Origin of the sequence: Streptococcus sp. HMSC073F11 (assembly GCF_001810785.1) — a bacterium.
Classification (GTDB): Bacteria; Bacillota; Bacilli; order Lactobacillales; family Streptococcaceae; genus Streptococcus.
In genome coordinates this window covers 484,644-506,588 of record NZ_KV802690.1, presented here as the reverse complement: position 1 = coordinate 506,588, position 21,945 = coordinate 484,644, and the positions used below count along the sequence as shown (strand labels likewise).

20 protein-coding genes and 1 other annotated feature are annotated in these 21,945 nt (G+C 40.6%); all 20 genes read right to left on the bottom strand.

What is annotated here, in order from left to right:
• Positions 1–36: 36 nt before the first annotated feature.
• The gene (locus HMPREF2764_RS04155; protein ID WP_000331925.1) at positions 37–366 is read right to left on the bottom strand and encodes a metal-sulfur cluster assembly factor; all 330 of its coding nucleotides are present in this window, start codon (positions 364–366) and stop codon (positions 37–39) included.
• Between the two features lie 14 nt (positions 367–380).
• A complete protein-coding gene (rpoD, locus tag HMPREF2764_RS04150) occupies positions 381–1,490 on the bottom strand; it encodes an RNA polymerase sigma factor RpoD (protein ID WP_004259586.1) in 1,110 nt (369 codons plus the stop codon).
• A gap of 2 nt (positions 1,491–1,492) precedes the next feature.
• Positions 1,493–3,253, bottom strand: a complete 1,761-nt coding sequence (dnaG, locus tag HMPREF2764_RS04145; RefSeq protein WP_070527396.1) for a DNA primase — start codon at positions 3,251–3,253, stop codon at positions 1,493–1,495.
• A gap of 89 nt (positions 3,254–3,342) precedes the next feature.
• Positions 3,343–4,101 (bottom strand): ABC transporter ATP-binding protein, encoded by a 759-nt coding sequence (locus tag HMPREF2764_RS04140; RefSeq protein WP_070527393.1) that lies wholly within the window; start codon positions 4,099–4,101, stop codon positions 3,343–3,345.
• A complete protein-coding gene (locus tag HMPREF2764_RS04135; protein ID WP_045612545.1) occupies positions 4,098–4,964 on the bottom strand; it encodes an ABC transporter permease in 867 nt (288 codons plus the stop codon). The genes HMPREF2764_RS04140 and HMPREF2764_RS04135 overlap by 4 nt, the downstream gene beginning before the upstream one ends.
• 75 nt (positions 4,965–5,039) lie before the next feature.
• A complete protein-coding gene (trpX, locus tag HMPREF2764_RS04130; RefSeq protein WP_004259575.1) occupies positions 5,040–6,035 on the bottom strand; it encodes a tryptophan ABC transporter substrate-binding protein in 996 nt (331 codons plus the stop codon).
• A 110-nt stretch (positions 6,036–6,145) separates the two neighbouring features.
• Positions 6,146–6,363: a binding site (T-box leader), on the bottom strand.
• 96 nt (positions 6,364–6,459) lie between these two features.
• The gene (ppc, locus tag HMPREF2764_RS04125) at positions 6,460–9,156 is read right to left on the bottom strand and encodes a phosphoenolpyruvate carboxylase (RefSeq protein ID WP_070527389.1); all 2,697 of its coding nucleotides are present in this window, start codon (positions 9,154–9,156) and stop codon (positions 6,460–6,462) included.
• 24 nt (positions 9,157–9,180) lie between these two features.
• Positions 9,181–10,404, bottom strand: coding sequence for a cell division peptidoglycan polymerase FtsW (gene ftsW / locus HMPREF2764_RS04120; RefSeq protein WP_070527386.1), 1,224 nt, complete (start codon positions 10,402–10,404; stop codon positions 9,181–9,183).
• A gap of 160 nt (positions 10,405–10,564) precedes the next feature.
• Entirely contained in the window at positions 10,565–11,503 is a 939-nt protein-coding gene (gene prsA, locus HMPREF2764_RS04115) for a peptidylprolyl isomerase PrsA (RefSeq protein WP_049515185.1), read from the bottom strand.
• Between the two features lie 66 nt (positions 11,504–11,569).
• Positions 11,570–12,283 carry an O-methyltransferase gene (locus HMPREF2764_RS04110; RefSeq protein ID WP_004241675.1) on the bottom strand — a complete coding sequence of 238 codons (714 nt, stop codon included), beginning with the start codon at positions 12,281–12,283 and terminating at the stop codon, positions 11,570–11,572.
• A 1-nt stretch (position 12,284) separates the two neighbouring features.
• Complete coding sequence (pepF, locus tag HMPREF2764_RS04105) at positions 12,285–14,087, bottom strand: oligoendopeptidase F (protein WP_070527382.1); 1,803 nt, start codon at positions 14,085–14,087, stop codon at positions 12,285–12,287.
• A gap of 18 nt (positions 14,088–14,105) precedes the next feature.
• Positions 14,106–15,059 carry a competence protein CoiA gene (locus HMPREF2764_RS04100; protein ID WP_070527379.1) on the bottom strand — a complete coding sequence of 318 codons (954 nt, stop codon included), beginning with the start codon at positions 15,057–15,059 and terminating at the stop codon, positions 14,106–14,108.
• Between the two features lie 72 nt (positions 15,060–15,131).
• On the bottom strand, positions 15,132–15,992 hold the full coding sequence (gene tehB, locus HMPREF2764_RS04095) for an SAM-dependent methyltransferase TehB (RefSeq protein ID WP_070527376.1): 861 nt from the start codon (positions 15,990–15,992) through the stop codon (positions 15,132–15,134).
• Positions 15,993–16,007: 15 nt separating this feature from the next.
• Complete coding sequence (gene smpB, locus HMPREF2764_RS04090; protein WP_001051750.1) at positions 16,008–16,475, bottom strand: SsrA-binding protein SmpB; 468 nt, start codon at positions 16,473–16,475, stop codon at positions 16,008–16,010.
• Positions 16,438–18,792 (bottom strand): ribonuclease R, encoded by a 2,355-nt coding sequence (gene rnr / locus HMPREF2764_RS04085; RefSeq protein WP_020902906.1) that lies wholly within the window; start codon positions 18,790–18,792, stop codon positions 16,438–16,440. Before rnr ends, smpB begins: the two co-directional genes overlap by 38 nt.
• A 100-nt stretch (positions 18,793–18,892) precedes the next feature.
• Positions 18,893–19,126 carry a preprotein translocase subunit SecG gene (gene secG / locus HMPREF2764_RS04080; RefSeq protein ID WP_000282517.1) on the bottom strand — a complete coding sequence of 78 codons (234 nt, stop codon included), beginning with the start codon at positions 19,124–19,126 and terminating at the stop codon, positions 18,893–18,895.
• 39 nt (positions 19,127–19,165) lie between these two features.
• Positions 19,166–19,315, bottom strand: a complete 150-nt coding sequence (gene rpmG, locus HMPREF2764_RS04075; protein WP_001809104.1) for a 50S ribosomal protein L33 — start codon at positions 19,313–19,315, stop codon at positions 19,166–19,168.
• Positions 19,315–20,514, bottom strand: coding sequence for a multidrug efflux MFS transporter PmrA (locus HMPREF2764_RS04070; protein WP_070527373.1), 1,200 nt, complete (start codon positions 20,512–20,514; stop codon positions 19,315–19,317). The genes rpmG and HMPREF2764_RS04070 overlap by 1 nt, the downstream gene beginning before the upstream one ends.
• The gene (gene coaE, locus HMPREF2764_RS04065; protein WP_070527370.1) at positions 20,501–21,106 is read right to left on the bottom strand and encodes a dephospho-CoA kinase; all 606 of its coding nucleotides are present in this window, start codon (positions 21,104–21,106) and stop codon (positions 20,501–20,503) included. The genes HMPREF2764_RS04070 and coaE overlap by 14 nt, the downstream gene beginning before the upstream one ends.
• The gene (mutM, locus tag HMPREF2764_RS04060) at positions 21,106–21,930 is read right to left on the bottom strand and encodes a DNA-formamidopyrimidine glycosylase (protein WP_070527366.1); all 825 of its coding nucleotides are present in this window, start codon (positions 21,928–21,930) and stop codon (positions 21,106–21,108) included. The genes coaE and mutM overlap by 1 nt, the downstream gene beginning before the upstream one ends.
• Positions 21,931–21,945 lie beyond the last annotated feature (15 nt).

Genomic DNA, 21,945 nt, shown 5'->3' with positions numbered 1-21,945 from the left:
CGCTTTTCCAATAATCTCTCACATGCTATTATATGTTTACTTAATGCCTAGGGCAATGCGTGCATAGCGACTCATTTTTTCAACAGTCCAGGCTGGATACCAAACCAATTTGACCTCAGTATCCGTTACTTCTGGAACCTCGGTCATAGCATCATAAATCTGGTCTGTCAAAAGATCTGCCAGGGGACAACCCATAGTTGTCAACGTCATATCAATCTCTGTTTGTCCTGTGTCGCCGTCAAAACGAATCTCATAGATCAAACCAAGATTAACAATATCGATTCCCAACTCAGGGTCGATGACTTCTTCTAAGGCTGATAAAATTCGTGTTTTGATGTTTTCAATTTGCTCTTCTGTATAAGCCATATTCATCCTCACTTTTAGTCTTCAATAAAATCACGAAGCGGTTTGCTGCGACTTGGTTGGCGTAGTTTTCTCAAAGCTTTAGCTTCAATCTGACGGATACGCTCGCGAGTCACGTTAAATACTTTACCCACATCTTCAAGGGTACGCATTTTACCATCATCTAATCCAAAACGTAGACGCAAAACATTTTCTTCACGGTCTGTAAGAGTATCCAAGACCTCATCCAACTGCTCACGCAAGACGATACGAGTTGTATAGTCCACTGGATTTTCAATGACTTCATCTTCGATAAAGTCCCCAAGATGGCTATCATCCTCTTCACCAATAGGAGTTTCAAGAGATACCGGTTCTTGAGCAATCTTCAAGATTTCACGAACCTTGTCAGGTGTCATATCCATACGTTCAGCGATTTGTTCTGGTGTTGGATCTTGTCCCAATTCTTGAAGGAGATTACGCTGTTCACGAACCAATTTATTGATGGTTTCAACCATGTGAACTGGGATACGGATGGTACGAGCTTGATCCGCAATAGCACGAGTGATAGCCTGACGAATCCACCAAGTTGCATAAGTTGAGAACTTGAACCCTTTAGAATAATCAAACTTGTCAACCGCCTTCATCAAGCCCATATTCCCTTCTTGAATCAAGTCAAGAAACTGCATACCGCGACCGACATAGCGTTTAGCAATAGAAACAACCAAACGAAGGTTGGCTTCCGCAAGACGTTGTTTGGCTTCGATATCACCAGCTTCAACAGCCAGTGCCAATTCTTTTTCCTCTTCATTGGTCAAGAGAGGAACAACCCCGATTTCTTTCAAGTACATACGGACAGGGTCATTGACCTTAGCCGAAGTTGAACCAATCAAGTCCTCGTCGCTGAGTTCTGGCTCTTCTTCTGCACTAAGAACACGCGCACTTGGATTTCCTTCGTTATCTGTGATAGAAATCCCTGCATCCTGAATTCGTTGCAAGAGATCTTCAATCCCATCAGCATCCAAGGTAAAAGGAATCACCAGACTTGCATTAATTTCATCATCAGTTGCTGTCCCTTTTTGTTTATGATTACGGATAAATTCTGCTACTTGTACGTCAAATGTTGTTACTTCTTTTTGTTTTGTTGCCATTATTACTCCATTCTTCTCTTTTGGGAAATTAAACGTTCCAATTCTTCTAAGGCTGTGTCGGTATCTCCTACATGGCTAGCTTCCTGCACCTTCTTTTTGATTCTCATATTGTCCTGATTCAAGAGAGCCTTGTTTCGAGTCATTTCTACTTCACTAAGTTCCTGAGGTGACATCTCAGCAGGCAAATCCTGAGCTAAGACTTGGTACCAAGCTCTTTCAACCTCCTCTGTCTGTTCTGCTAAAACTTCTGGAGGAAGGCTACCATATTGGCCAAGCAAGTCGTATAAAACCTGAAATTCAGGTGTGGCAAATGCAAAGTCTTCCCGCAAACAGTAATCATTCAAAACAAGAGGGGATTCCACCATTCGATAAAGTAGATGAGCTTCTGCCCTCATAATAGCTGATAACTGCTTGGTGACAGGCATGGTGATTTGAGTCGGTCTGGAAATTCCTTCCATGCGATTCTGCCTTTGCGCCTGACGACTCTCATTAACAATCTGCTCAATCTGGGCATAATCAAATGATGCCAGACTGTCAGCTAAAATATGAATATAACTGTTTTGAGCAGTAATAGACTTTTCTTGAACAATCAAGGGAGCTATTTTTTCAATAAACTCAATCTGAGCCTGCAGATTTTCACTATTTTCAGGTTTGTACTGATGGATGTAGAACTCAATCGGACTAATACGAGTTTTCGTTAATAGATAGGCCAAGTCTTCTGGTCCATTTTTTTGTAGATACTCATCTGGATCCAAGTTATCAGGCATGCTGACAATTTGCACAGGCATATCACCAATTTCATCCAAGGCTTTCAATGTCGCTGCTTGCCCAGCCTTATCACCATCATAAACAAGCACCAACTTCTTGGTTAACCTTTTGAGATGCTCAACATGCTCTCGACTCAAGGATGTTCCCATAGATGCGACAGCGTTTTCGATTCCAGATCGATAAGCCGCAATGACATCCATGAATCCTTCCATCAGGTAAATCTCGCTGGCTTTTCCAGAAGATTTTTTTGCCCTATCCATATGATATAATTCGTAACTTTTGTTAAAAATTGCAGTCGATCGGCTATTTTTATACTTAGAAGTTTGTGAATCCGTTTTCTGCCAGATACGACCTGAGAAGGCAATAACCTTTCCCTGGTCATTTGTCAGGGGAAACATAATCCGATTGTGAAAAGTGTCTACAAATTGATTGGCATCTGAGAGGTAAAACAGTCCTGAATCTAGGAAATCCTCATCACGATACTGACCAGACAAACGTTGATAGAGATAGTTTCGTTCTGGAGGTGCTAAACCAATCCGAAAATGCTTGAGCACTTCATCTGTCAAACCACGCTGATAAAGGTAGTTTCTGGCCTCCTCCCCCATGGTCGTTGTCATGAGAATAGCATGATAAAATTTGGCTGCATCTTCGTGCATATCATAAAGAGCTTGATGGGGTGAAGCTGGCTTCTGTTCACTATAAAGCGGTTTTTCCACCTCTATCCCAACACGCTGACCTAAGATTTGGACAGCCTCCATAAAGGGAACCCCTTGGTACTCCTCGATGAACTTAAAGACATCACCAGAGCGACCACAACCAAAACAGTGGTAAAACTGCTTGTCCTCTGCAACGTTAAAAGAAGGTGTTTTTTCACCATGAAAAGGACAGAGCCCTAGATAGTTCCGTCCTGCCTTTTGTAAAGAAATCACATCCCCTATGACTTCCACAATGTTGGCATTGTTTTTGATTTCTTCAATGACTTGTTTGTCAACCATACACAATACCTCCATGTTATCATAGTTTACTTTATATAGTATACTTTATTTCAGAAAAAAAGTAAACCATTTCACTCATTTTCCCTACTTTATTCAAAGAGTTGATAATAATCAGAGATTTTCATTTTTGCTTTTTCTTCTTGTTTCAAATCTTGGATAATTCGTCCTTCTTTCATGACAATTAAGCGATTGCCATACTTAAGAGCATCTTCCATGTGATGAGTAATCATAAGAGCTGTCAACTGGTCTTTCTTGACAAATTCATCTGTCAATTCCATCAAAGCAACACTAGTCTTTGGATCAAGGGCAGCAGTATGCTCATCTAACAGGAGTAATTCAGGTCTCTTCAAGGTTGCCATCAAGAGACTCAAGGCCTGTCTTTGTCCACCTGATAAGAACTCAATCGGTGTATTCAAGTGTTTCTCAAGACCATTTCCAACTTTTTCAATGGTTGCCTGAAATTCATCCTTATAGCTAGTTAAGCGTCGTGGTAACAATCCACGCTTTTCACCACGAAACTTGGCAATCAAAAGATTCTCTGCCACTGTCATACGAGGAGCTGTCCCCATCTTGGGATCTTGGAAGACTCGAGACAGATACTTAGCCCGCTTCTCTGGTGAAAACTTGGTAACATCTTCACCCAAAATACGGATGGTTCCACTGGTTAATGACAAGGTTCCTGCAATAGTGTTAAAGAGAGTTGATTTCCCAGCACCATTTCCACCTAAAATCGTGATGAAATCCTGTTCAAAAATTTCTAAGGAAACATCATTTAAGATAATCTTTTCTTCATCAAAGCCATTTTTAACGACTTTGGTTGCATTTTTTAATTCTACAATTGCTGTCATTTGCTTAATTTGGCTCCTTTCAAGATTGTTTGCTTAAATGTTGGAATCATGAGGCAGACTGCCAAAATCACGGCGCTGTACAAACGAAGATAACTTGTATTAAAGCCGAGTGCAATAACTGCCCACACTAAGAATTGATAGGCAATAGAACCTACAACGATGGTAACCAGACGTTCTGCCAAGCTCAAACTCTTGAAGATAACTTCTCCAATAATCAAGCTTGCCAGCCCCACAACTATAACCCCGATTCCTCGAGATACATCAGCATACCCTTCTTGCTGGGCAATAAGAGCACCTGCAAGGGCAATCACACCATTTGATAAGACCAATCCCATGAGCTCCATGCGTCCAGTATGAATCCCGAAACTTCTAGCCATATCAGGATTGTCACCTGTAGCAATATAGGCTTGTCCTAGTTTGGTATCCAAGAAAAAGAGCATGAGAGCAATAACAATACTCACAAAGATGAGACCTGTCAAGAGTTGGTTCAAATCTGAATCAAAAGGCAAAACATCCTGGATTTGCTTGGTTCCAAGCAATCCTAAATTTGCACGTCCCATAATCAAGAGCATGATAGAGTGACAGGAAGTCATCACCAAAATCCCTGAGAGCAAGGTTGGGATCTTCCCTTTTGTATAAAGAAGTCCTGCTGCCATTCCAGCCAAACAACCGGCTCCAACAGCAACAAGTGTCGCTAAAAATGGGTTCACGCCTTTGGTTATCAAAGTGACAGCAACAGCTCCCCCAAGAGGGAAGGAACCTTCTGTCGTCATATCTGGAAAGTTCAAAATCCTAAATGTCATAAAGATCCCCAGACCTAAAATAGCCCAGACAAATCCTTGAGAAATAATAGATAATATCATCTGTCTCTTAACCTTTTCTATATGATTTCTATTGTAAAAAATTGGAGGAGATGTCCCCAACTCCTCCATTTTAGATTATTCAATCACTTGTCCTGCTTCTTTTAGAACAGATTCAGGAATCGTAATACCTAATTCTTGTGCCAATTTTTTGTTAATCACTGACTTACCAGTTGAAAAGACATTGACTGGAGTATCAGCTGGTTTTGCACCTTTCAAAACTTGAGCAATCATTTTACCTGTTGCCACACCAAGGTCATGTTGGTCAACTACAACTGATGCCAAACCACCAGCTTCTACCATGGCAGTTGCACTTGGGTAAATTGGTTTTTTAGCGGATTGATTACTTGAAACAACAGTTGAGAAGGCTGAAGCAATAGTGTTATCAATTGGAACCCAGATAGCATCGACCTTACTAGTCATAACATTAACTGTTGAAGCAATTTCATTTGTTGAAGGAACAGCAAATGTTTCGACTGTCAAACCTGCTTTTTCAGCATAAGCCTTAAATTCTTCGACTTGAGTTTTTGAATTGTCTTCGCTGCTTGAGTAAAGAGCTCCGATTGTTTTCACATTTGGTGTGAGAGCTTTGATGAGTTCAACTTGTTGTTGAGCTGGATTGTGGTCAGATACCCCTGTAATGTTGCCACCTGGTTTTTTCAAATCTTTAACCAAGTTAGCACCGATTGGGTCTGTAATAGCAGCCATGATAACAGGTAGGTCTTTTGTGGCGCTTGCCAAACCTTGAGCAGCTGGTGTAGCAATACCAACCACAAGGTCATTCCCATTTGCAACCAATTGTTTGCTCATTGTCGCAACCTTACTTTGGTCACCTTCTGAGTTCATAAAGTCAATTTTCAACTGATCATCTTTATAGCCTTCTTCTGCCAGTCCATCTTGAATCCCTTTATAAATCAAATCAAGAGATGGATGGCTCACAAATTGAAGTACACCAACTTTGGCAACTTTCTTTTCATTTTTAGCTTCTGGTTTATTCATTGAAGAGTAAATCAAGCTTCCCGCTACTAAGACTGCTAATGCAGCGATAATTCCAATTAAACGTTTATTTTTCATTCTATTTCTCCTTTTATTCCTTTAAAATACTTCACTTATCTCAACAAGCGACGCCATCGTTTTCTTTCCATACTAACCTCCATCAAAAAAGTCCTCACACAAAAAACTTGTGTGAGGACGTCGATGCGCGGTACCACCTCAATTATAGGGAATTTCCCTATCGCTCTGTCTCGCAATAACGAGATGCACTGTAAGGTGTGCTCACCGAATTTTTATGATTTCAAATTCTAAATAACATCCAGCCCAATTTTCATCATCATCACTTATCTGTTTTCAGCTACCACAGACTCTCTAAAAAGTTTATATGATTACTTTTCTGAATGGTTAAATTATATCATTTTTCAACTACTTGTCAAGACTCTTTTAGCATTTTTTTAAACTATTCAAAAACTTCCCCTATAGAAAAGAGGAAGTTTGATAGGTATCAGCCTGAATTACGCAATCCTGTCGCAATTCCGTTGATGGTTGTATGGATTAATTTTTCTTGATCGCTTGATAATTCTCCTCGACGTTGACGTTTAATCAACTCCAACTGGATATAGTTGAGAATATTAAAATAAGGCATACGGTAATCCAAACTTGCTTTTAGATATGGATTTTCAGCCAAAAGTTCGTCATACCCTTCGATAGCCAAGATAACTTCCTTGGTCACTTGCCATTCATTTAAAATAGTCTCATAGATTGCTTTTACTTCTTCATCCTCACAAAGTTTGGCATATTCAAAAGCAATATTCATATTTGATTTTGACAAGACCATGTCGACATTTGAAAGAAGCGATTGGAAGAAAGGCCAGTTTTGGTACATATCTCGTAGGATAGCTATATTCTCTGGATTTTTATCGATAAATTCCTTGAAGCTTGAACCAACCCCATACCAGCCAGGGAACATGACACGGCTTTGTGACCATGAGAAGACCCAAGGGATAGCTCGCAAACCACCGATTTCAGTAATAGTCTTACGAGCAGCTGGACGAGAACCAATGTTAAAGCTTGAAATAGCCTTGATTGGACTTGACTCGAAGAAATAATCATAGAAATGGTCATTACCAAAGACCAAATCACGGTAGATATCGTAACTACGGTCCACCACTTGGTCCATAATAGCTTCATAACGATTTGAGGTATTGGTATCACTCTTCTTCTGAGTAATCATACGGTTAATGGCCGCTGAAACCAGCATTTCAAGGTTATAGTAAGCAGCGTCTTTGTTACCGTATTTATTGCCAATTACTTCACCCTGCTCCGTCAAACGAATACGGTCCTTGATAGACTTGAGCGGTTGAGATGTGATAGCTTCATAGGTTGGTCCACCACCACGACCGACAGTCCCACCACGACCATGGAAGAAGGTAACCTTAACACCAAATTCATCTCCAATGGCCGTCAACTGTTGTTGAGCCTTGTAGAGGGTCCAACATGATGACAAGTAACCACCATCTTTATTACTGTCAGAGTAGCCCAACATGATTTCTTGATAGTTATTGCGTGAAGCAATCCATTTCTTGGCAAGAGGAAGAGAAAGGTATTCTCTCATAGTTTCTTCTGAGTGGTCCAAGTCCTCGATTGTTTCAAAGAGAGGAACGATTTGAACACGGGCTCTTTCTTTATCAACTAACCCTACTTCTTTTAGTAAGATAGCCAATTCCAACATGTCAGATACGCTGGTTGCATGTGAAATGATAGTCTGACGAATGACATCATCACCTAACTTATCTTTCAACTTACGAGCAGCCTTGAAAATGGCCAATTCTTTTTCGAGTAACTCTGATTTTTCAACATGAGTAGCAGAAAGAATACGTGGATCTTCCTCTAATTCTTTCAAAAGAAGCTGGCATTTTTCTTCTTCACTGAGTTCACTATAATGAGAATGAATGCCTGCAGATTTCAAGAGTTCTGCTACACAGGCTTCATGAACACTAGAATCTTGACGCATGTCAATAGATGCCAAATAGAAACCAAAAATTTCAACTGCCTGAATTAACTCAACAAAATCACCAGAAATCAGTGCTTCACCCTTGTTTTCCAAGAGGGAATCACGAATGGTAATTAAATCCTTATAAAAATCATTAGCTGTTTCATAGCGAGCTCCAACTTCCTTATCCTCAATAAGATAAGCTTTTGTCGCTTGGATTTTTGATTGAATATCAAACAAGGCACGACGGTATAGCTCTTTTTCACGATAAATCGAGTTATCCTTAGACTGACGAGCCATTTCTCTAACTTGCTTGCTTACATTGACAATACTGGTTGAAAGAGAGAATTCACGATATAGCTGGTAAATCTTTTCATCATAGTAGTTCATGATGACTTCACACTGGGTCATAGCAGATTGTTTCAAGGTATCTGCTGTAACAAAGGGATTCCCATCACGGTCTCCACCAATCCACATTCCCATGGTAATTGGTTTAGGATGTTTCAACTCCAGTCCATGTTTTTTAGCCAGACGCTTGTATTCAGCTGTCAAATGAGGAACTGCCTTCAGGAATGAACTATTGTAATATTCCATAACATTCGTGATTTCATTGGTTACTTTCAATTTCTTTTCACGAATCATGTCTGTCTGCATGATAATCTCAATATAACGACGGAGATCATTATGCCATTTTTCCTTATTAATCAAGCCTAATTTCACATCACGATACTTACGCAAAAGGGTATGGATATGATTGGTCAAATCCAACATACTCTTACGTTGTACTTGTGTTGGATGGGCAGTCAAAACAGGGACAACATTCAAGTGTTCAAGAATTTCAACCGCATTGTCTTTTTCTGCAACCATTTTGATTGTTGCTGATAATTTCCCAAGATAATCTTGATCAATATTATTTTGGTGGTTGATTTCATAGGCCAAATCCACATCTTCTGAAATATTAATCAAGAGAGGCAAGATAGAGAAATAGCGTGAAATATAAGCCATTTCATCATTTGACAGACTCGTAACCAGTTGGTTCAAGCCTTGATAATCTTCTTGAGTTGACAATTCTTTCAACTGCATGATTTTTTCAAAAGTCTCTGGTGCAAGCATATTTTTAGTGATATCTTCTAACAATTCTGTTAAAATCAATACTTCTTCCTGCACGACAGCTTTATTACTATAGTTTTCTAATTTTTGAAGAGACATAGGTCATCCTTTCCACTATCAACTCTACATATAGTTTGATGAGTGAGCTTCTAACTCCTCATATAATTGGGCACGTTTTTCACTTGCATCAATATTTAAGACAAAGGCGATGGCTACAGACAAGACTAGGAGACTGTTCCCCCCTTGTGATAGGAAGGGGAAGGTTACTCCTGTCGAAGGAATAATGCCCGAAATTCCGCCAATATTAACAAATACCTGTACCAGCATCATCCCCCCAACCCCAATCGCCATCATGGAATTAAAGGGATTCTTAGCACGAATACCGACTAGGATAATCCGCAAAATCAGGAAAAAGACAAGGGCTAAAATCAAGCTGGCTCCCACAAATCCAAACTCTTCAATGACAATTGAAAATACAAAGTCTGTATGAGCCTCTGGTAAATAACCACGTTTTTCGATTGAATTTCCTAATCCTAGACCAAACCAACCACCATTTACCATGGCAAAGTAGGAATTTGCAAGTTGGTGGCCTGCTCCTGCCAAATCAGCAAAGGGATTAAAGTAGGCACTGAAACGCTTAGCAACGTAACCAAATACTGGAACTTTTGAAAACTTATCAACCCCAATCATAGAAATAGCTGATAAGGATAGGGCTGAAACTCCAAACAATACACCGATAAAGGCTATAAACCAACGATGAGCAATCCCACTAACTGTATACATAATCAAGGCGACCAGCGCTAGGATTGTAGCATTCCCCAAATCTGGGAAAATAGCCAAACTTCCTATCATTATCAAGAGGACAAAACGCCAATCATTAAAAGCACGAGGAATCCATTGATTTTGAGTTAAAACTTGAAAATCGTAAATACCAATTTCATCCTGTTGTTTTGAAAAACGTTGGGCCAAGTACCAGACGATGATAATCTTCAAATACTCCGCTGGCTGAATGGTCAAAGGTCCTACTGAAATCCAACCATAGGCTCCATTAACTGGCGTACCAATTAACCGAGCCAGAGCTAAGAGAATCAGCTCAACAAACATAACAATAAATAAAAGTCGTTCTTTTCTTAAAAAATTCAGTTTCAGCTTATATATCAAGGCAATCAATATTAAACTAAATATCCAAAACATTCCCTGACTTCGAACCAATTGGAGGGCACTTTTACCTTCTTCGATAAGAATGGCACTGGTTGTAGAATAGACTACAATCAAACCCAAAATAGATAAAAGTAAGTAAGGAACTAGAATAGAATAGTTTAATAGGTGCCTCTTACTAATCTTCATAGTATCACCAATCTAATGAGAACAAAAGAAATTATTCCCAAATTCCGTTTATTTTCTAGTTTTGATTGCTATTATACCATTTTTTCCGAAAGAAAAAAACTCTTACCCTTAAGATAGAAGATTTTCTCATAAGAAAAAGAGCACTTGGCTCTTTTCTGTTTTATTCTTTTGAAGAACTGCTTGAGCTTGAATCTCCACCACCGATGTATTGAGTGAAGATATTTTGGAAGGCCTGGTCTTTAACCTTGATATTGGCTGCTTGCAATTCTTTTCCGATAATACTTTGAACAAATGATGCGTCGTTTTGTTTTTGAGTTAAGATAACAGTTTTTAATTTTTCTTTATAGTCATCGATATTAGATGATTTTTCTGTTTTCTTAATCAGTTTAACAATGTAATATTGACTGCTGTAGGCTTGTGTTCCAGTAACACTAATCACATCAGAAACACCATTTACATCTAAAGCAAAAGCTGCTTTCTTAACTTGATCTGGTACTTCTGTTGAAGCAGAATCAAAAGTGATTTCTCCACCATTCGCTTTAGTTTTCTCATCTGTTGAATTATCTTTGGCTAATTGAGCAAAGTCTGCATCACTAGCTTTGGCTTTTTCGAGGACTTCTTTCGCTTTATCCTCATTATCAAGACGAATGATTTGAGCCGTTACATCTGGAGTGTACTCGTCAAAAGCCTTCTTGTAAGCATCGTCTGTCAATTCAGCTTCTGCTGCTTTTTTAACTGCCAACTCAACTAATTTACTAGTACGAATTTGCGCTTTACGTGTTTCAAGAGTCATTCCTGCTTGTGATAAGACACGTTGGTAATTTTCACCATATTGTTTCTCTTCTTCGGCAATAGTATCGTTGACTTCTTTGTCATCTACTTCTGAACCGTATTGTTTCTCAAATACTTTTTGGATAGTCAAGTTCAACAACACTTGTTGGGCTGAAGGATTGCTTTTCACTTGCTCATAAAATTGATGTTCTGTGATAACATCTCCTTTCATGCTGATAAGGTCTGCCCCTTCTGAACCTTTCGAACAAGCTGCTAAAGTTGCTACTGATAATAGTGTAATGGCACCTGCCAATAGTTTTTTCTTCATGTCTACTCCTTTGAGATAAGTGTTACCCTATCTATTTTACTATATTTTCTTAAATTTTTCTGAAAATCATTCGCTGTCAGGCAATTGAACATCTGCTACATTTTTACGAAGCATGAGGATGCCGTCACCCAGAGGTACTAATGTTGCAGTGAGTCCTGGATTGTCTAAGGTTGCATCAAATAGTCTTTGAAGGCCTCTGTAAATAGTTCGCTGGCCACGACGGACTTCCATAATATCCTTAGCAACATCACCACCTTGGAAAATATCATCCAAGACAACCACACCACCAATTTCCAAATGTTTGAGGATTTCTGGCAAAAAGACGATGTATTTAGACTTGGCTGAATCCATAAAGACGAAATCATAGGACTCTGTCAAGGTAGATAAGATATCTACCGCATCTCCTTCTAGGAGCGTGATTTGCTTGCGACTGTCAAACTGGGCAAAATTTTCCTTGGCAAAACCAATCATTTCTGGATTGCGGTCAATGGTTGTAATCTTGGCCTTTGGCGCATGTTCCGCCATCAAGAGGGCTGAAAAACCGATAGCCGTCCCAATTTCCAGAATGTTTTTAGGTTGTATGGTTTCCATGAGAAAACGGAAATAAGCAACCGTTTCATGGGGAATAATGGGAATATTTTCCTTGCGGGCAAAGTCTTCCAATTCTTTCAAAGATCCTGTGACCTGCTTTTGGCGCTGACGCATCAAGTCTACAATTTCTTCCTTGACGACAGGGCGACGCATGTTATGGTTGGCATTTTTACTATATGATTCAACCATCTTATGCCATTCCCAATTTTTCAACAAGTGCTTCAAACTCATTTAAACGACGTTCAAAGACTGCAAAGGCATCGTTGAGGTAGTCTTCCTTCTCCATATCAACTCCAGCTTTTCTCATGACATTAAGTGGATAGTCAGACTTACCTGCCTTGAGATAGTCGATATAGCGGTCACGGTCTTCTTGATTACCATGGACAATCTTTTCAGCCAAGGCTGAGGCTGCTGCAAAGCCAGTTGAATATTGGTATACATAGTAGTTATAGTAGAAGTGTGGAATGCGAGCCCACTCGTATTGGATTTCAGGATTGTCTTCCTTACTCAAACCATAATACTCTTGGTTCAAGTCTGCGTAGAGTTTATTTAGGAAATCACTTGTCAAGACTTCTCCATTTTGGTCCGCTTGGTGGATAGCGTGTTCAAACTCAGCAAATTGAGTTTGACGGAAAACTGTCCCACGGAAACCATCTAGGAAGTTATTGAGAATAGCAAAGCGCGTTGCATCATCTTCCACTTCTTCCAATAATTTCTCCGTCAAGATATTTTCATTGGTAGTTGATGCAATCTCAGCTAAGAAGATAGAATAATCTCCGTAAACATAAGGCTGCGTTTCACGAGTATAGCTTGAATGCATACTGTGACCTGTTTCATGAACAAGGGTAAAGAGATTGTCTAAATTGTCCTGCCAATTAAGTAGCATAAAGGCATTGGTATCGTAAGAACCACCAGAGTAAGCACCTGAACGCTTGCCTTGGTTTTCGTAAACATCAATCCAACGCTCGCTGAAGGCACGTTTGACACGGCTCAAGTAATCCTCACCCAAGACTGCCAAGGCATCTTCTGCCTTTTTCAAGGCTTCTCGGTAGGTAAAACTGTATTCAACAGAAGAAAGTGGTGTGTAGACATCGTACATCTTGAGGTCTGAAATTCCCAGGATTTTTGAACGAAGGTTAAGATAGCGATGCAAGAGTGGCAAATGCTTGCGAACTGCTGCTACCAAATTGTCATAAACACTCTCTGGAACAAAATTGGCTGCTAGGGCTGCATGACGAGCGCTCTTGTAGTTGCGAACTTTGGCACGGTAGTTTTGCACCTTAACATTGGTTTGCAAGGTTTTGGCATAGGTGTGTTGGAATTGTTGATAAGTCGCATAAAGGGCTTGATAGGCACCACGACGAACCTCACGATTTTTAGACTCCATCAAACGTGTGTAAGTCCCATGAGATAGCTGAACTTCCTTACCATCATCGTCAAGAACATAAGGGAACACAATATCCGCATTGTCCAAGATAGCGAAGGTTTCACTTGCCGAACCAAAGATTTCTCCAGCTCCAGCCAATAATTCTTCTTCACGTTGTGATAGAACGTGTTCCTTGCCTTGTAAAAGCTTGTCAAAATAGTGTTGATAAACCTGCAATTTTGGTTGAGCCTCTAAAAAGTCAGCATACTGCTCTTCACTAATCTCCATAAATTCAGGCTCATAGAATGAAAAGGCTTGGTCTAGCTGGCTGTAGAGAGTCATTGCCTTGGCATAGTACTCTTGGTACTTAGCTTCACGAGTATCCTGATCATTCTTCATATGAGCATAGACGTAAAGCTTCTCCATCTGGCGTTCCATTTCAAGAGAAAATTCAGTAATTTCTAGTAGGCTATCCGCGCTATCCAAGAGATGACCTTCATACTGGCTTACTTTCTCCAGTTGTTCTGTTAAATCTTTTAAGGCTTCTTCCCAAGCCTGGTCAGTTGGGTAGATCGTTGATAGATCCCATTTATCTTTTTCATTTATTTCATGTCTTTGTAATACCATTAGATTCCTCCATCCTTTCTATTCTACCATATTTTTCAAGAAATATTGCTGATAAAAGGCTGGTGGATAGAGCTTTTGCCAATCATTTTGAGGATTTTTTTGGTAATAGATTTGAAAATACTGATAATAGCTGGTCAAATCTTGCTCAATTTGGCAAAACTCACCTACTAGTGGTCGAATTTGTGGATACCATTCTTTTAACTCATAAGTCAGGATATTTTCTCCCTTTTGATAGGCTTCTGCTTGTTCTTTCATCCAAAAGGGATTTTGATAATAAAGTTGCTGTCGGATATAGCGACAGATGTCCTTGTCCTGAGAAACTGTAAAATGAGATATTTTTTGTTTCTTATAGGGAAGGCGTAATATCTCCAGCAAACTACCTTGACCATAGGGAAATTCCTTGATTTGATAATAGAGTCTGCCTCGGAGATCTTGATGAATCAGGTATTTGAGTCTTAAAACTTGTTTTTCACTGTCTAATTCCCAAACATAAAAGCCCATGTTGTGACTGAAATAGAGAAACCCTTGTTGTAGACGAGTCAAACGCTTCTTGAGCCACAGTTTTTCTCCCAGCAACCACAGTACTTGGTAACCCTGACTACGATAGCCCTCACTACGCTCTTTAAGAAGTTTTTGTGACAAAGGACTACACTGAACTTCTAGGGCTAGATTATCATTCACAAATACATCCGCAATCTGTTTAAGCTCTGGAAGCGGGTATTCTAATTGAACCTCTGTCTCTTTTTTCAACCAATGATAAAGGGATTCCTTATTTGCCAGGTGTTCTGGACTTTCATTTTCAAAGGAATAATCGCAGTCTTTTAGGGATTTATGAGCAAAATGGGGCCGGACACTTGGTCCTTGACGCAAACGGAGCTGACCTCCACAAGCTGGGCAGGTGTATGCTTGCTTCTCAAGCTTATCCTCTAACACATTTACCAATTCTCCCCTAGCATCTCTCGCAACAAACATGATTTCCCTCCTTTTCTATATTATTCGTAAAAAAGAAAAAAGATCAGGAAATTTCCTAATCTTTATTCATGCTTATTTAATTTTTTTAGCTAGCATGGTCGCAAATCGTAGTTGAATACGATTGCCATTCTCATCACGACGGTGAAGATGGCCTGGATTTTCATTGTACTTAACCAATTCCCAGTCCTTGTAATAGTCTGCCAGTTCCCCTTTCTTAAAAGTAAATGGGAAGTTCACTGAGCAAGGATAGTCCTCCGTATCCATGGCACAAACGATAAGATTGTAGCCACCAACAGTGGTTTTATCCTGCATGTTTTTGATAATTGCAGGAATGCGATCTGCTTGCAGAAACATCAAAACAACTGTCGATATGATGAAATCATAGTCTTGCCCAATGCTAGCTGAATTGATATCGTAAAGACCAACAGGCATATCCAGGTCTTCCTGCTCAACAATGCTTTGCAAGATTTCAAGAGATAATTCATTTTGATCTACAGCTGTAACATCAAAACCATTCTGTGCAAGAAAGAGAGAGTTACGGCCCTGACCACAGCCCAAATCCAAGGCTTTTCCTGGTTTTACTGTCTGCATTGCCTCTAGTACCTCTGAATGAACCGGATTGGTATTGTATTTCTTAGGGAAATAATCCTCAGGTTTACAATAAAATTCTAAATACCATTCTACATCATCTGTTACAGCCTCAACTCGGTGCCAGGCTTGTGGTTGTGCCATGGGATTCTCAGCCCCTGCTTCAAAGAGGTGCTCAGCTAAAACCTCACCATATTCTGTCAATTCAATAAACTTGAGAGTTCCCTTCAAAACAGTAATTTTCCCCCAAGTCCCAACCTTGGTATTGTGTTTCTGCTGAACAGCCTCTGGCATGGTTTCTTTAGTCCACAAAGGCATACGTTTATAGGCAACTAGTTTTTCCATCTTCATTTCCTCTTTTTATCGCTGATTAACAGCTTTCATAACACGCGCGATGTCGCGGTTTTGCTCACGTCGTTTGATAGACTCCCGTTTATCATAGTCATGCTTCCCTTTAGCTAAACCTAAAAGGAGTTTAGCGTAACCATCTTTGATATAGACCTTAAGGGGAACCAGGGTCATTCCTGTTCCTTTAGTCTCTTGTTCTAATTTTTGGATTTGTTTCTTATGGAGCAGGAGTTTACGACGACGTTCTGGTTCTTGGTTCCAGATATTGCCCTCTTCGTAAGGAGCAATATGAACATTGCTCAACCAGACCTCCCCATTTTTTACTTGGGCAAAGCCATCCTTGAGATTGATTCGAGCAGCTCGTACACTCTTGATTTCAGTTCCTGTCAGGACCATCCCTGCCTCTAGCGTATCTACGATTGTATAGTCGTGGCGCGCCTTTTTATTTTGTGCGACGACCTTTCCCTCGCCCTTTGCCATGCTTAGCTCCTTTCTTAGCTACTTCCTTATAAAAAGGATTCTTTCCTTTTTTCTTCTTGTCTTTTTGTGAATGCTTGCGCTTATCATTTGAGCGTCCTGATTTTCTCTTATCTTCCTTCTTATCTGAACGACGACTTGAACCACGCCCCCTGTCACTGCGATTAGACTGTTTTAAGCCTTTTTCAATCACATCAAACTCACTTGGGATATATGAGAAGTCAATTTCACCCGTCATCTTGTCGGCTCTTTCAACTCGGATACGAATCTGTTGCCCTACACGGAAGGTTGTTCCTGATTTTTCTCCACGAAGAGTCAAATCACGTTCGTTGAAATGATAAAATTCAGGTAAATTAGTGATGTGAATCAAGCCTTCAACTGTGTTTGGCAATTCGACAAAGAGACCAAACTTGACAATGCTGGACACAACCGCATCGTACTCTTCACCCACGTATTCTTCCATGTACTCAGCCTTTTTCATGGCTTCGACTTCACGCTCGGCCTCGATAGCTCGACGCTCACGGTTGGAAGACTGGGTCGCAATCTCTGGAATCACTTGTTCAAAATGCTCTGCTATTTCCTTAGAACGGCCGTAATCACGAATCATACGATGAACAAGAAGGTCTGGATAACGACGAATCGGACTGGTAAAGTGAGTGTAATAGTCAGCTGCTAATCCATAGTGGCCGTGATTGTGCTCCGAATAGCGAGCCTGCTGCATAGAGCGTAGAAGCATCATGGATAATACATCTGCATAAGGTTCTCCCTCAACAGCACTCATGATGTCTTGGAGAGCCTCCTGGCTAATCTCACTAGCAGTCCCATAAATGCGCAAGCCAAAGCTTGAAGCATAATCAATAAACTTCTGAACTTTTTCAGCCTTAGGCTCCTCGTGAATTCGATAGATAAAAGGCAAATCCAACTTGCTGAAATGTTCGGCAACTGTTTCATTGGCCATCAACATGAAGGACTCAATCATGCGCTCGGCAACACCACGCTGACGAAGAACGATATCAACAGGCTTACCTTGTTTATCCACTAAAATCTTAGCTTCATTGGTATCAAAATTGAGGGCTCCACGTTTCACACGCATATTTTCTAAAGTTTCATGAAGCTTGGCCATGAGTTCGATACTAGGGACAATTTTCTGATATTCTTGTCTCTTTTCCTTGTCTCCAGCTAGGATATCATTGACATCACTGTAGGTCATCCTGAAGCTAGTCTTGATAACCGTTTGTGTGATGGTGTAGTTGACTACACGACCATGTTTATCAATCTCCATAATGGCAGACTGGGTCAGGCGATCAACTTGAGGATTGAGGGAGCAAATGCCATTTGACAGTCGTTCTGGAAGCATTGGGACCACACGGTCTGTCACATAGACAGAAGTTGCGCGGTTAAGAGCTTCCTTATCAAGGGCAGAACCCTCAGTAACATAATAGGAAACATCTGCTATGTGAACTCCGAGTTCGATATTGCCATTTTTCAGAGCCTTGATATGCACAGCATCGTCCAAGTCTTTAGCGTCAGCACCATCAATGGTAAAGGTAATCTCATCTCTCAGATCCAGACGACCCTCCATATCCTTTTGAGACGGAACATCAGGCACACTTTCTGCTTCCTTGACAACAGCTTCTGGAAACTCGGATACAATGTCCATTGATTCCAAGACCTCAAGAACATCAATTCCGACATCCGTTGAATGCCCCACCACATCGAGGACACTCGCGACAAAGAAATCATGTTTCTTGCTTGGGTATTTATCGATAAAGACCTTGAGAACTTCGGTTCCCTCGAGTTTAAGGGCTGGTTTCTTAACATAGATCAGTTGGCTGATTTTCTGATTTTTTGAACGAATATAGCCAGCATACTTAGGCTTTTCCTGATCTAGAACGATTTGACCGACAGCGGTTGTCAAACTGTGTTCTAGGATATCGATAATTTTGGCTTCAGCAGCAGTTCCCTTGTTACGATCAGCGACTTTCTTAATGACAACCTCAACAGTATCTCCATCAATAGCATAGTTGACATCGTTTTTCCCTACAAAAAGATCGTCCTCTTCTCCTTCTATGCTGACAAAACCAAAGCCATTTTTATGGGCATGAAAAATCCCCTTGAGAGTAATCTCATGTTTTCTCTTAACTTCCAAGGTCAGACTGCCATCTTCTTCAAAGCGAATCTGGTGCTTTCTTTCCATTAGAGACAAGGTTTTAATCAACTCACGAAAATCCTTAGATCCGTCTTTTCCCAAAGCCTGAGCCAAGTCATTGACAGTCACCTTTCCCTTGTCTTGCAAATATTCTTTTATTCTATCTTTCATATTTTCTTTCTAGATTTTTTATTTTCTTTTACTGTAAAACCTTCTCAAATATCTTTTAAAAATAAAAAGAGGCAAAGACCTAGTCCTGCCCATTATTTTCTTATCTACTTGATAATACCGTCAATGCTAAGGCAATGGCTAGCCAGAAAAAGACTAAAATCCCTGTCAAACGCTGCATTACAGCTTCAAAACCGCGTGCTTTACTGCGTTCAAACAAATCACCTGAGCTGGCATCAAATACATTGCTGGATTGGTTTTTAGTTGGTTGCATGAAAATCGCAATCACAATCACAACAGATAATACTAATAAAATGGTTAATAATAGGTTATACATATCAAACTCCTTAAAATCCTTATTATTTTACCATAAAATCTACTTAGATTCAAGATGTAGGGTTACTTTTCTTTCCTTGGGACAATACTTTAAAACCTCAATCTTGTCTGGATGGGTTTTTGAATTTTTACTAGTTAGGTAATTGATACTGCCACAAGAGGAGCATTTGAGATTAATTTTTACTCGCACTAGATTTCCTTTACTTTTAATAATGTTCGAAATTGAAGCAGGTTAAAGAGACAACTAAAGGCAACACAAAGGCTTGTCGCATAAAAGACTGCATGGTAGCCAAATTTTCCTGCTACTGCAGAACCTGCCATAGGCCCAACGACACCTCCCAGATAAAAGAATACCTGATTAAAGGCAAAGACCCTCGAAATACCAGCTTTGGGGGTCATCTTGCTGAGAAGGGCATTAACTCCGGGAATCAAGGCACCGGTCCCCAAGCCAAAGAGGAAACGATAGAGTCCTAGTTGAAGGGGGCTAGAGGCATTGGAACAGAGGAGATAGATGATGACTGAATAAAACTGGGCGACAACCAAGAGGCGATGGTTGCCCACCTTGTCACCTAGCTTTCCCATGACTCCTGCGCTCATCATACTGGAAAAGCCCATACTGGATACAATCAAACCAGATACAAAAAGAAGATTCTCTGTCTGGCCTAAGTCGCGCACATACAGAGCTAAGATAGGGCCAATTGATTGGGCTGAAAACTGGATGACAAAACTGGTCAGAAAGAGGTTGACCAAAAGATAGGGATATTTAACTGATGTAAATAACTCCTTTGTTGGAATGGCCTTTTCCTTGGCTACTGGTTGAAAATCTTCCTTGATAAAGCAAATAGTCAAAACAGCAGCTAAAAATAGAAAACTACCAACCAGTAAGAAAACCGTACGAATGCCAAATAATTCTGCAATAAATCCCCCGATAAAGGGACCAGTTAGAGTGCCTGCAACTACGCCAGTAGACAAAGTTCCGAGAGCAGAGCCTGATTTCTCCTTGGGAACCTGACTGGCTATCAGGGCTGTTGCATTGGGAACAAAACCCGCAAATACACCATTCAGTAAACGAAGAAAGATTAGCCAATAAATATTTGGCACAAAGGCCAAGCCTCCCATAGTAATGGTCATGGCCAGGCCAGCACGAATCATCATGGGTTTTCGACCGTATTTATCAGCAAGGATACCCCAGATAGGAGAAAAGAGCGCCGCAGAAATAGCAGAGACAGAAATAGCTAAGCCTGCATAAAAAGCGACTTGCTCACTCCCTACACCTAGATTTTCCACAAAGATAGGCATAAAGGGCACAACCAAAGAAATACTGGCTCCAGTCAGAAAATTACCAAACCAGGCAATGCGCAGATTATCCTTCCAGTTAATCTCTGTCATCTTGCTTACCTCCCTCAAGCAGGGAGAATACCTGAGTAAGAAGCTGGTCTTGATTTCCATTGTTGTTTAAAACATGGCTGGCCAAATATTTCTTTTTCTCTAAAGGCCACTGGGCTGCCAGACGAAACTCAGCTTCATTTTTGGACAAGTGGTCCCTTTTCATTAAGCGTTCTACTTGGACATATCGGTCCACATAGACCAACCAAGTCTCATCAAACCAAGAGACGTAGTCCTGCTCAAAAAGCAAGGGAATATCCATGAAGAAAATCTCTTCTGTCTGAGCCAACTGGTCTCTCAACGTAGCTAGCTCTTCACGGATAATCTTTCCTTGGATTCGCTTAGACCATTCCTGTTCTTCAGGATTTGAAAAGATAAGACTAGCTAGGATAGGGCGATTAAGTTCTCCGTTTTCAAGGATGATTTCTTGCCCAAAGTGCTGGACTAGAGCTTCAAACAGACGACCACAAGGTTTCTGTAGTTGGTGGACGACTGCGTCGGCATCCACTACTTGAAAGCCTTGCTTCCTTAGAAAATTTGTCACGGTTGACTTACCAGAGGCAATTCCTCCTGTGATTCCGATGATTTTTCCCATCAGCCCCTCCTTTGGCACTGAGGACAAAAGTGAGTTCCTCGTCCACCTAGTTGGATTTTCTCAATAATGGTACCACAGCATACACATTCTTGACCAGCCTTGTCATAGACTTGATGAAAATCCTGCATGGTTCCATCTTCCCCAAAGGCATTGGTATAGGTCCGAATGGTGGAACCACCTTTTTCAACAGCCTGTCCCAATACAGCAATGGTCTGGTCATGAATAGCTGTCGCTTCTGCGGCTGTCAAAGTCTGGGAAGGTCTAGCCGGATGAACCTGAGCTCGCCAGAGAACCTCATCCACATAGATATTGCCAAGTCCAGCTACCAAGGTTTGGTCTAGAAGATGGGATTTGATAGGCTTTTTGGACTTAGCTAGGGCAGCTTGAAATACCTGCACATCAAAGTCTTGTTCGCTTGGTTCAGGCCCTAGTTTTTTAGAAATAAAGTAGGCTTCCAAAAGGTCAGGAGCCAAGAGTTCCATAGTACCAAACTTGCGAACATCCTCATAAACAAGCGTGCCACCATCTTCAAACTGAAAGAAAACATGGGCATGCTTGCGTTCAGGTACTTGGTCTGGATAGTAAAAATACTTGCCCTCCATCCGCAAATGGGAAATCAAGACCTTGTCAGTCAAGTAAAAAAGCAAATATTTTCCACGACGTCCCATGGACTCAACAATCTGACCAGGCACTTCCTTTTGAAACTCGTCCAAATCCGTCTTAATCATCTTGGGATAGCGAATTTCTATACTCGAAATCTTCTTACCCAAAATCAATTTTTCTAAGCCACGACGAACGGTTTCAACCTCAGGTAATTCAGGCATAAGTCCTCCTTCGGT

Excerpts from the sequence above, each read along its gene's own strand:
- pepF (WP_070527382.1), bottom strand. The coding sequence starts at position 14,087 with ATGGTATTACAAAGACATGAAATAAATGAAAAAGATAAATGGGATCTA.
- rnr (WP_020902906.1), bottom strand. The coding sequence starts at position 18,792 with ATGAAAGATAGAATAAAAGAATATTTGCAAGACAAGGGAAAGGTGACT.
- ppc (WP_070527389.1), bottom strand. The coding sequence starts at position 9,156 with ATGTCTCTTCAAAAATTAGAAAACTATAGTAATAAAGCTGTCGTGCAG.
- HMPREF2764_RS04110 (WP_004241675.1), bottom strand. The coding sequence starts at position 12,283 with ATGGTTGAATCATATAGTAAAAATGCCAACCATAACATGCGTCGCCCT.
- tehB (WP_070527376.1), bottom strand. The coding sequence starts at position 15,992 with ATGGAAAAACTAGTTGCCTATAAACGTATGCCTTTGTGGACTAAAGAA.
- secG (WP_000282517.1), bottom strand. The coding sequence starts at position 19,126 with ATGTATAACCTATTATTAACCATTTTATTAGTATTATCTGTTGTGATT.
- HMPREF2764_RS04100 (WP_070527379.1), bottom strand. The coding sequence starts at position 15,059 with ATGTTTGTTGCGAGAGATGCTAGGGGAGAATTGGTAAATGTGTTAGAG.
- HMPREF2764_RS04155 (WP_000331925.1), bottom strand. The coding sequence starts at position 366 with ATGGCTTATACAGAAGAGCAAATTGAAAACATCAAAACACGAATTTTA.
- ftsW (WP_070527386.1), bottom strand. The coding sequence starts at position 10,404 with ATGAAGATTAGTAAGAGGCACCTATTAAACTATTCTATTCTAGTTCCT.
- HMPREF2764_RS04140 (WP_070527393.1), bottom strand. The coding sequence starts at position 4,101 with ATGACAGCAATTGTAGAATTAAAAAATGCAACCAAAGTCGTTAAAAAT.
- smpB (WP_001051750.1), bottom strand. The coding sequence starts at position 16,475 with ATGGCAAAGGGCGAGGGAAAGGTCGTCGCACAAAATAAAAAGGCGCGC.
- dnaG (WP_070527396.1), bottom strand. The coding sequence starts at position 3,253 with ATGGTTGACAAACAAGTCATTGAAGAAATCAAAAACAATGCCAACATT.
- mutM (WP_070527366.1), bottom strand. The coding sequence starts at position 21,930 with ATGCCTGAATTACCTGAGGTTGAAACCGTTCGTCGTGGCTTAGAAAAA.
- HMPREF2764_RS04070 (WP_070527373.1), bottom strand. The coding sequence starts at position 20,514 with ATGACAGAGATTAACTGGAAGGATAATCTGCGCATTGCCTGGTTTGGT.
- trpX (WP_004259575.1), bottom strand. The coding sequence starts at position 6,035 with ATGAAAAATAAACGTTTAATTGGAATTATCGCTGCATTAGCAGTCTTA.
- prsA (WP_049515185.1), bottom strand. The coding sequence starts at position 11,503 with ATGAAGAAAAAACTATTGGCAGGTGCCATTACACTATTATCAGTAGCA.
- rpoD (WP_004259586.1), bottom strand. The coding sequence starts at position 1,490 with ATGGCAACAAAACAAAAAGAAGTAACAACATTTGACGTACAAGTAGCA.
- HMPREF2764_RS04135 (WP_045612545.1), bottom strand. The coding sequence starts at position 4,964 with ATGATATTATCTATTATTTCTCAAGGATTTGTCTGGGCTATTTTAGGT.
- coaE (WP_070527370.1), bottom strand. The coding sequence starts at position 21,106 with ATGGGAAAAATCATCGGAATCACAGGAGGAATTGCCTCTGGTAAGTCA.